10 protein-coding genes and 2 tRNA genes are annotated in these 11,162 nt (G+C 34.9%); 7 read left to right on the forward strand and 5 right to left on the reverse strand.

All coding sequences use genetic code 11. The features are described 5' to 3' along the window. Positions 1–237 precede the first annotated feature (237 nt). The 4 genes from rpsT to proS all read right to left on the reverse strand — a co-directional run bounded on the left by rpsT (position 238) and on the right by proS (position 2,463). On the reverse strand, positions 238–486 hold the full coding sequence (gene rpsT / locus I130_RS13510) for a 30S ribosomal protein S20 (RefSeq protein ID WP_034924290.1): 249 nt from the start codon (positions 484–486) through the stop codon (positions 238–240). A gap of 27 nt (positions 487–513) precedes the next feature. After that, positions 514–585, reverse strand: a tRNA-Glu gene (locus tag I130_RS13515). Positions 586–664: 79 nt separating this feature from the next. Continuing rightward, positions 665–736, reverse strand: a tRNA-Glu gene (locus tag I130_RS13520). Between the two features lie 248 nt (positions 737–984). Beyond that, positions 985–2,463 (reverse strand): proline--tRNA ligase, encoded by a 1,479-nt coding sequence (gene proS / locus I130_RS13530; RefSeq protein ID WP_034924296.1) that lies wholly within the window; start codon positions 2,461–2,463, stop codon positions 985–987. Positions 2,464–2,583: 120 nt separating this feature from the next. On the opposite strand from proS, the gene I130_RS13535 reads away from it, so the two are divergent. Further along, positions 2,584–3,666 carry a hypothetical protein gene (locus I130_RS13535; RefSeq protein WP_157480585.1) on the forward strand — a complete coding sequence of 361 codons (1,083 nt, stop codon included), beginning with the start codon at positions 2,584–2,586 and terminating at the stop codon, positions 3,664–3,666. A gap of 18 nt (positions 3,667–3,684) precedes the next feature. Next, positions 3,685–5,196: an OmpP1/FadL family transporter gene (locus I130_RS13540; RefSeq protein ID WP_034924302.1), complete on the forward strand. Its 1,512-nt coding sequence runs from the start codon at positions 3,685–3,687 to the stop codon at positions 5,194–5,196. 130 nt (positions 5,197–5,326) lie between these two features. On the opposite strand, the gene I130_RS13545 is transcribed toward I130_RS13540, so the two are convergent. Next, on the reverse strand, positions 5,327–7,183 hold the full coding sequence (locus tag I130_RS13545) for a T9SS type B sorting domain-containing protein (RefSeq protein ID WP_034924305.1): 1,857 nt from the start codon (positions 7,181–7,183) through the stop codon (positions 5,327–5,329). A gap of 146 nt (positions 7,184–7,329) precedes the next feature. On the opposite strand from I130_RS13545, the gene folE reads away from it, so the two are divergent. From folE to I130_RS13570, 5 genes are all read left to right on the forward strand, one after another. Then, complete coding sequence (gene folE, locus I130_RS13550; protein ID WP_198012058.1) at positions 7,330–8,007, forward strand: GTP cyclohydrolase I FolE; 678 nt, start codon at positions 7,330–7,332, stop codon at positions 8,005–8,007. A 36-nt stretch (positions 8,008–8,043) separates the two neighbouring features. Then, positions 8,044–9,531: a cysteine--tRNA ligase gene (gene cysS, locus I130_RS13555; protein ID WP_034924307.1), complete on the forward strand. Its 1,488-nt coding sequence runs from the start codon at positions 8,044–8,046 to the stop codon at positions 9,529–9,531. Positions 9,532–9,541: 10 nt separating this feature from the next. After that, a complete protein-coding gene (gene yidD / locus I130_RS13560) occupies positions 9,542–9,766 on the forward strand; it encodes a membrane protein insertion efficiency factor YidD (protein ID WP_034924310.1) in 225 nt (74 codons plus the stop codon). 80 nt (positions 9,767–9,846) lie between these two features. Continuing rightward, on the forward strand, positions 9,847–10,668 hold the full coding sequence (gene lgt / locus I130_RS13565; protein WP_034924313.1) for a prolipoprotein diacylglyceryl transferase: 822 nt from the start codon (positions 9,847–9,849) through the stop codon (positions 10,666–10,668). Then, complete coding sequence (locus I130_RS13570; protein ID WP_034924315.1) at positions 10,665–11,150, forward strand: DUF192 domain-containing protein; 486 nt, start codon at positions 10,665–10,667, stop codon at positions 11,148–11,150. The genes lgt and I130_RS13570 overlap by 4 nt, the downstream gene beginning before the upstream one ends. Positions 11,151–11,162 lie beyond the last annotated feature (12 nt).

An 11,162-nucleotide genomic window follows, 5' to 3' on the forward strand; every position in this document is an offset into this window, starting at 1 on the left:
TTATAAAATACGTCAATGGCAACTTGTTTCAGGGTCTCCTCTTGACTATTGGGATGCTGAAACTCCCGAATTGTCGGGACCGCATGTCCAAAAACCTGAATAATGTAAGTTAAAAGTGATTCTTGTCCCCCAAGCGGACAATTTGTAGAAAATTTTTCAAAGAATTTATAGAACAAAAAAACTGTTGAAAATTTTCATTTTCAACAGTTCCTAAAAATATTAAACACTAACTATATATTATAGTGCAGCTACATGCTTAGCTAACTTAGACTTTAAGTTAGAAGCTTTATTGTCATGTATGATATTGTTCTTCGCTAATTTGTCGATCATTGAAGCTACAGAAGGATATAATGTTTCAGCATCCTTTTTGTCTGCTTCACGCAACTTTTTAATAGCGTTTCTTGTAGTTTTATGTTGGTAGCGATTTCTAAGACGTTTTGTCTCATTGCTACGAATTCTTTTTAACGCTGACTTATGATTTGCCATTACTAATGTATTTAATTATTTTTAAAGTAGTCCGTAGGGGAATCGAACCCCTGTTACATGGATGAAAACCATGCGTCCTAACCCCTAGACGAACGGACCATTATTGTTTCAAAAAACACCTGCTTTCCATCAGATCAACCTATACTTCTATAAGCCTTGCAATTCTATAATTGCTTTGTAGTCCGTAGGGGAATCGAACCCCTGTTACATGGATGAAAACCATGCGTCCTAACCCCTAGACGAACGGACCAGTTTTTGCTTTAATGCGGATGCAAAAATACAACTATTTTTTAATGACGCAAATGTTGATCTATATTTTTCTGAAAATAATTTGCCCTTTCTTTTTCCAGCACAAATTCAAACTTTCAATATTTCAACAAGGTCTCTAATTCCTAGTGATTTAGCTTCAACTTATCAAATTTCACTCATTTTTAGAACACTTAATTCATTCTAAAATAAGGAATAAAAACTTTTAATAATGCAATATATTAAGTTACCCTAATACGCTTTTGCAAATAATACACGCTGAGATGAAGGATTTCCTGTAAAAACACACTTCCCTTCTTCTTGTTTTTGATCCATAGGGATACATCTAATCGTAGCCTTGGTTTTATCTTTGATCCTTAATTCTGTTTCTGAAGTTCCATCCCAATGAGCAGAAATAAATCCTCCTTTAGTTTTCAAAACTTCTTTAAACTCATCAAAAGTATCCACTTCTGTAATATGTGAATCTCTGTAATCTTTTGCACGATTATAAAGATTTTCCTGAATTTCGATCATTAGACCTTTCACTTTCTCCACTACGTTATCCTGAGCTACATACTCTTTAGTTAATGTATCTCTTCTCGCAAGCTCTACACTCCCCTTCTCTAGATCTTTGGGCCCAATAGCAATTCGTACTGGAACTCCTTGTAATTCGTACTGTGCGAACTTCCAACCCGGCTTATAAGTGTCTCTATTATCATATTTAACACTAACTCCAGCTTTTCTTAGATCTGCAGCCAATTGATCTGCAACTTCAGAAATTTGTGCGAGTTGTTCTTCCCCTTTATATATAGGAACAATAACAACTTGTATTGGAGCTAAATTAGGAGGCAATACCAATCCTTGATCGTCGCTATGCGTCATGATCAAAGCACCCATCAATCTGGTAGATACTCCCCAAGAAGTAGCCCATACATGCTCCAGCTTTCCTTCCTTTGATGTAAATTTCACGTCGAAGGCTTTAGCAAAATTTTGCCCTAAAAAGTGAGATGTTCCAGCCTGCAAAGCTTTTCCATCTTGCATCATGGCTTCTATACAGTAGGTTTCTAAGGCTCCTGCAAAACGCTCATTAGCCGTTTTTGTTCCCTGAATAACAGGCATAGCCATGAAATTTTCAGCGAATTGAGCATACACGTCATTCATTTGTTCAGCTTCAACAATCGCTTCCTTTTTTGTAGCATGTGCAGTATGCCCTTCTTGCCATAAAAATTCAGCAGTTCTAAGGAACAACCTGGTTCTCATTTCCCAACGCACCACATTGGCCCATTGGTTTATAAGTATAGGAAGATCTCTATAAGATTGGATCCATCCTTTATACGTACTCCATATAATAGCTTCAGAAGTAGGCCTTACAATAAGCTCCTCTTCTAACTTAGCATCTGGATCTACAATTAATTTTGAACTATTTTCCGGGTCTGTCTTTAATCTATAATGAGTAACTACAGCACATTCCTTTGCAAATCCTTCAGCATTCTTTTCTTCAGCTTCAAAAAGACTTTTAGGTACAAATAATGGAAAATAGGCATTTTGATGCCCTGTTTCTTTGAACATTCTATCTAATTCAGCTTGCATTTTTTCCCAGATGGCATACCCATAAGGTTTAATTACCATGCAACCTCTCACAGCGGAGTTTTCGGCTAAATCGGCACTGACTACCAATTCGTTATACCATTTTGAATAATCTTCTTTCCTTGTAGTTAATTTCTTACCCATTCCTCTTATTTGGCATAAATGTTGCAGTTTTATTAGCGTTGTAGCTAATTTAATCAAGTTGCAACTAGTTAGCGCAAAACTAACTAATTTTGTAATGTTCAACAATTAAAACCACTGCTAATGAAACTTTATAATTATATACCAAAATCCATATATTTCTTTATGGCCGCTGTGTCTTCTTTATTGTTGACATCTTGTGGTTCTTACCAATATGCTGGTAATTCTAATGACGGGATTTATGGCGAGAATGATAATGAGGAAGTTGTTTCTGCTGAAGTAGAATATGGTAGCAGAGAAGAAAATGGCGATTATTATAAGAAACTATTTGAAGAAGAAGCTGCCCTTTATGGAGATGTTTTAGCTGAAGATGCTATTTTTACTGATGTAGATGCATATTCTTCTACAGGAAATTACGATTACAATAACGAAAACACCAGTTATCAAGGTGGAAATGCCCCTTGGGGTAATGATCCGGACAGCTATTCTGTAAATATTTATAATGACGGATTTTATGGTGGCTTTTATCCTTATGGAGGAATGGGTTACTATGGATATAATAACTATTGGGGACCTGGAAATATTTATGGACCTTATGGATCAGGTTTCTATTCTCCTTATTATGGATACGGCTTTGGATATGGCCAAGGTTTCGGGTATGGTCATGGATATGGCTACGGGATAGGATTCTCTGTTCATCCATTTATTTATGGCGGTGGAGGTTATTACAATCCTTATAATTATTATTCCTCTAGACAGCATAATTTTAGCCAAAATGTTGCCTACAATTATGGTAGAAGAGGTGCAAATAGTTATAGCACCAATAGAAATACAAATATCAGAAATGCGGCTTCTTTAGATAATAGAGGAAGAAGTTCTACTTACTCAAGATCTATAAGAAATATTAGAAATTCTAACGATGAGTATGGTATTACTAGAAGAACAAGCACATCTAGAGGTTACAGTACCCGATCTAATTCTGACGGTACTTATTCTAGAAGTAGAAACTCATCTGTTAATTCCAATACTAGAAGTAGTAACGGAACATATTCTAGATCTAATAATTCAACCAGAAGCTCCTCTTCAACAGTTAGAAGCAGCTCTAATTCTGGAAGAAGCTCTAGCGCAGGACGAAGTTCAAGTTCTAGTTCTAGATCTTCTAGCAGCACGCCATCTAGTAGCAGCAACCGAGGAAGAGGTAATTAATAAAAAGATTTTTATTCTATGAAAAAGCTATATTTTACGGTAATAGCCTTAATGACTATTACCTTTTTTCAAGCACAAAATATTACAGATGCTGTTAGATACTCATCAGATCAGTTATCTGGTACAGCCAGATACAGAGCTATGAGTGGCGCTTTTGGTGCACTTGGAGGAGATTTATCTGCAATATCCATTAATCCTGCAGGTTCGGCAATATTTTTAAACAGCACAGCTACTGTTACTTTAAGTTATAACAGTAGGCAAAACGATACGCGTTATTTCAACGGCATTTCATCTAATGAAGATTCTGATATATATTTTGATCAAGCTGGAGCGGTTTTAGTTTTTAATAGCACTAATGATGAGACTCCCTGGAAAAAGTTTGTTATTGGAGCTAACTATTCACAAAATAATTCTTTTGATGATAGCTTCGTTGCGCAGGGATCGAGCACAAGTTCAATAGATAATTATTTTCTGGAATACGCCAACGGAGTTCCTTTAGATCTTTTGGAAACTGTAAATAACGAAACGGTTTCTGATCTTTATTTATTCTTAGGAGAAAATGAAGGCTATGGTGCTCAGCAAGCATTTTTAGGATTTCAAGGTTTTATAATTAATCCTGATAACAGCGATCCTAACAATACTTCTTATAGCTCAAATCTTGGAACAGGAAATTTTGATCAGCAATACTCTTATATAGCAACTGGTTTAAACGGAAAGTTTGCGTTTAACTTTGCTACTAAATATCGGGATTTTCTGCATTTTGGAATTAATCTGAATGCTCATTTTTTAAACTATGATAGAGCTACCCGTTTGGTTGAACAAAACACTAATACTGGAAGCGGGACAAACGAGATCATCTTTACTAATAACTTAAGTACAACTGGAAATGGATTTTCTCTACAGCTAGGAACTATCGCTAATGTAACCGATAATATAAGATTGGGATTGACTTATGACACGCCTACATGGTATTTAATTGAAGAACAAGCCTCCCAACGTTTAGAAACTTTTAGTGATGAATTTAATGAAAGTGTAAACGTAAATCCTAATGTTATCAATGTGTACCCAGATTATCGATTAAAAACTCCAGGAAAACTTACAGGAAGTTTAGCGGTTCTTTTTGGCGATCAAGGATTAATAAGTTTCGACTACTCTTATAAAGATTTTTCAAATACTGAATTAAGACCTTCTAATGATCCGGAATTTCAGTTTCAAAATAATTTGATCTCAGATAATCTTAAAGCAGCTTCAACTTATAAAATAGGTGGGGAATACAGAATACAAAATTGGAGTTTAAGAGGAGGTTATAGATTTGAAGAAAGTCCTTACGAGAATGATATCAGCATAGGAGAATTAAATGGATATTCTGCAGGAGTTGGTTACGATTTCGGATCTATAAAAGCAGATTTATCTTATGATCATTCCTCTAGGACAGATAATCCTGAGCTATATCAAGTTGGACTTATAAATACTGCGAATATTCAGAGAGATTTCTCTAGCGTTGTATTATCATTAAGCTTTGGTATCTAAAAGAAACATTTAGATTTTAGAAATCAAAACCTCGAATTCATTTTAACGAATTCGAGGTTTTGATTTTTATATTTTATTTGTTTTTCAATTGTATTTAAAAATTTCAATCTACTTTATTATGAGGAAATAATTATAATTTCAATGTGAAATGCCCAGTAAATTCTGATATTTCTCCAGTGATCTGATCTTTAAGATCTACAATAAACCAATAATCATCTGCAGGCATAACTTTTCCGTTGTAAGTGCCGTCCCATCCATTTAAGCGAGGATCTAATTGTTTGATAAGCTTCCCATATCTATCATAGATTAGCACTTTAGAGATAGAAACTTGCGGATCATTTATCACATTCCAAGTATCATTAAATCCATCCCCATTTGGAGTAAAAAATCTGGAATATCCAATTAATCTAAAAGAGGCTGATGTTGCCATTCCACAACCATGAACATCTCTAGCAGAAACCGCATGTAAACCTGGCTTCACGTTTTTAAAAACAGAGTTCGCTTGCCATGGACCATCATCAAGTTGATACTCATATGAAGGAACTGTTCCTACCACAGGATCTGCAAGAACTGTCACTACATATCCATCTTCAAAATCATTTCCTGAAATTGTAAATGATATATCTTTTGGAGCTGAATAATAGGTGATTTTGGTATTAAAATTATTAGAGCATCCAGTTAATTTATTAACTATCTCTAGTGATATATCTGGATTAACTGGCTTTTCCTGAAAGCTAAGAACAGGATTTTGTACTCCATCTCCATCTGGATCATTATCGATATTCCAGATATAGATAAAATCTAGACCAAGATCCGTTCCAATGGATTCAGAATTTAATAAATTTCCCTCCTCATCTACACAAAACACGGTTTCGGCATTTAATTCTATAGATGGGATCGATGCTATTTTCAAATTGAACGAGACTGCATTGGAAACACAGCCAGAATTTTGATTGACAATAGTAGCTAGTATTTCCTGATTACTAGTTGCTTCAAAAGTGTCAGGATTCTCTATTGCTATCTTGTTAGCAAAATTATTTTGACTACTATAAAAGTTTAAATCAAATAATGAATTAAGATTTTGTGGATCCTGAGTTATTTCAGCATAAACTTGAGTAAGATCAAAAATAGCGGAGGGCTCATTACTACATCCCAATAAATCCTTTGGTTTGATTGCTTTAGGTTTCTGAAAATATTCTACAAGAATTTCATCTTCAAGACTCAAATTGGTGTTATCATTTATTGCAAAAACCATATATCTACCTGTTGAAGTAACAGTAAAATCTGGACTAGCCTGATTGGATAGTAATATAAAACCATTAGTAATCTCGTCGAAAACATAATACTCATATCGGGTAGCTATCACATTTCTGGCTGATAATTTTACCGGGGCGGAGTCACATATTGCGAGATCATCACCAAGAATATCAACTATAGAGCAATCTGTAGAACCTGAGTTTGATTCATTTAAATTGGTCTGCTCAAGACTTATGAAACCTGGATTTTCAGAATAATTAGTAATTAATACAACATAAATCTGACCTGTAACAGCGTTATCTATTAGGAAATCTTCAGTTGCTGAAGGGTTATAACTACAATCAACGATTCTTGAAGTTGACAAAGAAGAAGCACTACACAAATCATCTCCTTCATCAAAAGGTCCCCAGGCAATAAAATCTACATCTAAAGTCCCTCCAGATCCATCTGAATTTACGGTTTGGCTAATGCTAAAATTTAGTTTTCCTGAATCTTCAATTTGCAAATAAAACCAAGCAGGGTAAGGTTGTGTACTCAAACATCTATAATCTACACCCCGATCTGCAACTGGCACGTCTCCATTAATGCGATTAGAGTTGGGAAAAACATATTGGGAAGTTCCAGCACAGAAAGGCTGAATACTAGAACAACGATCTCCTTGAGCATAACTTTGACACACTCCCGCCAGAGAGATTGTGACAAACAGTATAAGATGCACTAGGGACTTCATATATCAGATTACCAAATAATTGCAAATTACACATTTAACAGCAATTACCTCACTTGGCTTTTTAGAAACTTTAGCTTAAAGAGTCATAAAATATGTATCTTTGCAAGCCTAATAAATAGATTACGACTAGTATTGAAAAAAGTGCTATGAAGATAGACCATATGGAAAATAAAATAGATGAAATGGGCGATGCTCACGTTTCTACAAGTGCAAATAATCCACTAAGAGAAGATGCTTTTGATTTAAGCAACGAAGAGAAAATTGCAATAATCAATGAAGATGTTAAGAATATTTTGCAAACTTTAGGAATGGACCTTACAGATGACAGTATTAAAGGTACGCCACAGAGAGTTGCAAAAATGTTTGTAAATGAAATATTTGGCGGTTTAGATCCTAAAAGAAAACCAAAGGCTTCAACATTTGAAAATAAGTATAAGTATGGAGAGATGCTGGTAGAGAAAAATATTACCATTTACTCTACATGTGAACATCACTTATTACCTATTGTTGGAAGAGCTCATGTTGCTTATATTTCAAAAGGAAGCGTAATAGGTCTTTCTAAAATGAATAGAATTGTAGATTATTTTGCTAAAAGGCCTCAAGTTCAAGAGCGCTTAACTATGCAAATAGTTCAAGAATTACAACGAGCTCTAGGAACCCAAGATGTTGCTTGTGTAATAGATGCTAAACATCTTTGCGTAAATAGTAGAGGAATTCGCGATATAGAAAGCAGCACAGTAACCAGTGAATTTGGAGGTGCTTTTAAGGAAAATTCTGTAAAAAGAGAATTTCTAGATTATATTAAGTTAGAAACTTCATTTTAATAAATTCTTTACTCAAACTCTAAGCAAGCACTATTTATGGCTCTTTATAAAGAACAAAGCTTAAAACTTTACAACTCCATGACAGGAGAAAAGGAAATTTTTAAACCAATAAATGAAGGTCATATAGGCATGTATGTTTGTGGACCCACTGTTTATAGCAATGTTCATTTAGGAAACTGCCGTACTTTTATTTCTTTCGATCTTATATTTAGATATTTTAAACATTTAGGCTATAAGATTCGCTATGTTCGGAACATTACAGATGCGGGGCATTTGGAAAATGATGCAGATAGTGGTGAAGATAGAATTGCCAAAAAAGCCAGATTAGAGCAAATTGAACCTATGGAAGTTGTGCAACGATACACCGTAGACTTTCATAACACCTTACAAAAATTCAATAATTTACCACCTAGTATAGAACCTACTGCTACTGGGCATATAGTGGAGCAAATAGAAACCATTAAAATTATTTTAGACAAAGGTTTTGCATATGAGGTTAATGGATCTGTCTATTTTGATGTTTTAAAATTCAATAAGAATCATGATTATGGAAAACTTAGCGGTCGGTCTCTTGAAGATATGATTGCCAATACTCGTGAGCTTGCAGCACAAAGTGACAAAAGAAATCCACAAGATTTTGCCTTATGGAAAAAGGCAGAACCCCAACATATTATGCGTTGGCCATCTCCTTGGAGCGATGGATTTCCAGGTTGGCATTTAGAATGTACCGTGATGAGCACTAAATATCTAGGTGAACAGTTTGATATTCACGGTGGCGGAATGGATCTAAAATTCCCGCACCACGAATGTGAGATTGCACAAGGAGAAGCCTCTACCGGTAGAAATCCTGTTAATTACTGGTTGCATGCCAATATGCTGACCCTTAATGGTCAAAAAATGGCAAAAAGCACCGGAAATAATATTCTTCCCAACGAAATTTTCTCTGGGGAAAATGATAATTTAAGCAAAGGTTTTGAGCCGTCTGTCGCAAGATTTTTTATGCTTCAGGCTAATTATAGAAGTATTCTCGATTTTTCTAACACCGCTTTATTAGCGAGCGAAAAAGGTTTTAACAGACTAATGGATGCTTATAGATATAGTTCTCAATTACCTGTTTCTGCGACTTCATCTTTTTCTGTGTCTGAATGGAAACAACGCTGTTATGATGCCATGAATGATGACTTCAATAGTCCCATCTTGATTGCAACATTATTTGAAGCTGTAAAATTCATTGTTGGAGTAAAGGAAGGTAATGAGCAAATTACTACAGAAGACAAAGAGCTATTACATAATACAATGCATGATTTTATTTTCGATGTACTTGGATTATTAGATACTACAATTACTAATCAGGATAATTCTGAAAAACTTTCTGGTACGGTAGAATTGCTTATTAAATTAAGAGCTAAAGCTAGGAATAATAAAGATTTTGCCACCAGCGATCAAATAAGAGATCAATTATTAGCTTTGGGAATTCAACTAAAAGACGGAAAAGAAGGAACTGTTTTTACTTTAGAAAATTAAAAGATAGCTTATGCTCAAAAAATGGCTGGCATATCCTTTCATTTTACTGGTTAAATTCTATCAGGGAGCAATTTCTCCTTTAACTCCTGCAACCTGTAGATATACTCCAACATGCTCTCAATACACTTTGGTTGCCCTTCAAAAACATGGTATTTTCAAAGGTGGCTGGATGAGTCTTAAGAGAATTGCGAGTTGCAACCCATGGGGAGGCTCTGGTCATGATCCGGTTCCTTAAGCAATTTTCTAATTACTTAGAGAACTATTGCCAAACCATCCAAATATGTATCTTTACCTAACAATTTTAAAAAATACTACATGCTTTTTAATGCTATAACATGGAGTCCTTCTGAAGGATTAGATTTAGGCTTTTTCACCCTTCACTACTACAGTTTGATGTTTCTGATTGCCTTTGGATTAGGCTGGTATATCATGAAAAGTATATACACAAAGGAAGGAGTTTCCATAGAGAAGTTAGATCCTCTTTTTATATACACCGTTTTAGCAACTTTAATAGGAGCAAGATTAGGACATGTATTCTTTTATGACTGGGAATATTTCCAGCATCATTTACTAGAAATTTTCCTTCCTGTTCGTTTTGAACCGGAATTTGAATTCACAGGTTTTCGTGGGCTAGCAAGTCATGGTGCAGCCATTGGGATAATTGTTGCTATGTACCTTTATAGAAAAAATGTGCTGGATAAACCTATTTTATGGATCTTGGACAGAGTAGTTATTCCGGTTGCCAGTGGTGCCATATTTATTAGAATTGGAAACTTTATGAATTCTGAAATCATAGGAAAACCAACTAATAGTGACTACGGGGTGATTTTCGAAAATTTAGGGGAAACCTTCCCGAGACATCCAGCCCAATTATATGAGTCTTTTTGTTATTTATTGATCTTTTTACTTCTTTGGTTCGTCTATTGGAAAACTGATAAAAAACAGAAGATCGGATTCTTATTTGGCTTATTCTTAGTTCTACTATGGACCGTAAGATTTTTCGTAGAATTTCTTAAAGAACCTCAAGTAGAAGAGCGTGCGATCTGGCTTATAAACACAGGACAATGGCTTAGTATTCCATTTATTATAGCTGGATTATATTTTATGCTTAGACCTTCTAAAAGAGTGGCTGCATGAAAAAACTAATGAGATTTTTAAGCCTTGGAATTATTCTTGGAATTATATTTTCTTGTGAAGAAGAAGCTAAGAATACTTCTATAGACACAGATGAAATTAAATTCACGAAGGAAGCCGAGCTTTACCTGTTGAAAGGCGAAGACACGCTTCAGAAACTAGATATAGAGTTAGCTGAAAGCTCTTATGAGAAGCAAACGGGTTTGATGTACAGAAAAACAATGCAGCCCAACCAAGGCATGCTTTTCGTGTATTCAGAAGAATCTATACATAGTTTCTATATGAAAAACACCTATATACCTCTAGATCTTATTTTCTTCGGAAAAGATAGCAGCGTGGTTAGTTTTCAAGAGAATGCAAAGCCACTGGATGAAACTTCTCTTCCATCTAAAGTACCTGCACAATTTATTTTAGAAGTGAATGCAGGAAAAGCCGAAGAATGGCAACTTACTGAAGGTGATAAAATGATACTTTTAAGAAACTAACCTTAAAAGGGA

The organism is Gillisia sp. CAL575 (assembly GCF_000403785.1).
GTDB lineage: Bacteria > Bacteroidota > Bacteroidia > Flavobacteriales > Flavobacteriaceae > Gillisia.

Coding starts and splice junctions, on each gene's coding strand:
- proS (WP_034924296.1), bottom strand. CDS start 2,463: ATGGGTAAGAAATTAACTACAAGGAAAGAAGATTATTCAAAATGGTAT.
- cysS (WP_034924307.1), top strand. CDS start 8,044: ATGGCTCTTTATAAAGAACAAAGCTTAAAACTTTACAACTCCATGACA.
- I130_RS13545 (WP_034924305.1), bottom strand. CDS start 7,183: ATGAAGTCCCTAGTGCATCTTATACTGTTTGTCACAATCTCTCTGGCG.
- yidD (WP_034924310.1), top strand. CDS start 9,542: ATGCTCAAAAAATGGCTGGCATATCCTTTCATTTTACTGGTTAAATTC.
- lgt (WP_034924313.1), top strand. CDS start 9,847: ATGCTTTTTAATGCTATAACATGGAGTCCTTCTGAAGGATTAGATTTA.
- folE (WP_198012058.1), top strand. CDS start 7,330: ATGAAGATAGACCATATGGAAAATAAAATAGATGAAATGGGCGATGCT.
- I130_RS13540 (WP_034924302.1), top strand. CDS start 3,685: ATGAAAAAGCTATATTTTACGGTAATAGCCTTAATGACTATTACCTTT.
- I130_RS13535 (WP_157480585.1), top strand. CDS start 2,584: ATGAAACTTTATAATTATATACCAAAATCCATATATTTCTTTATGGCC.
- rpsT (WP_034924290.1), bottom strand. CDS start 486: ATGGCAAATCATAAGTCAGCGTTAAAAAGAATTCGTAGCAATGAGACA.
- I130_RS13570 (WP_034924315.1), top strand. CDS start 10,665: ATGAAAAAACTAATGAGATTTTTAAGCCTTGGAATTATTCTTGGAATT.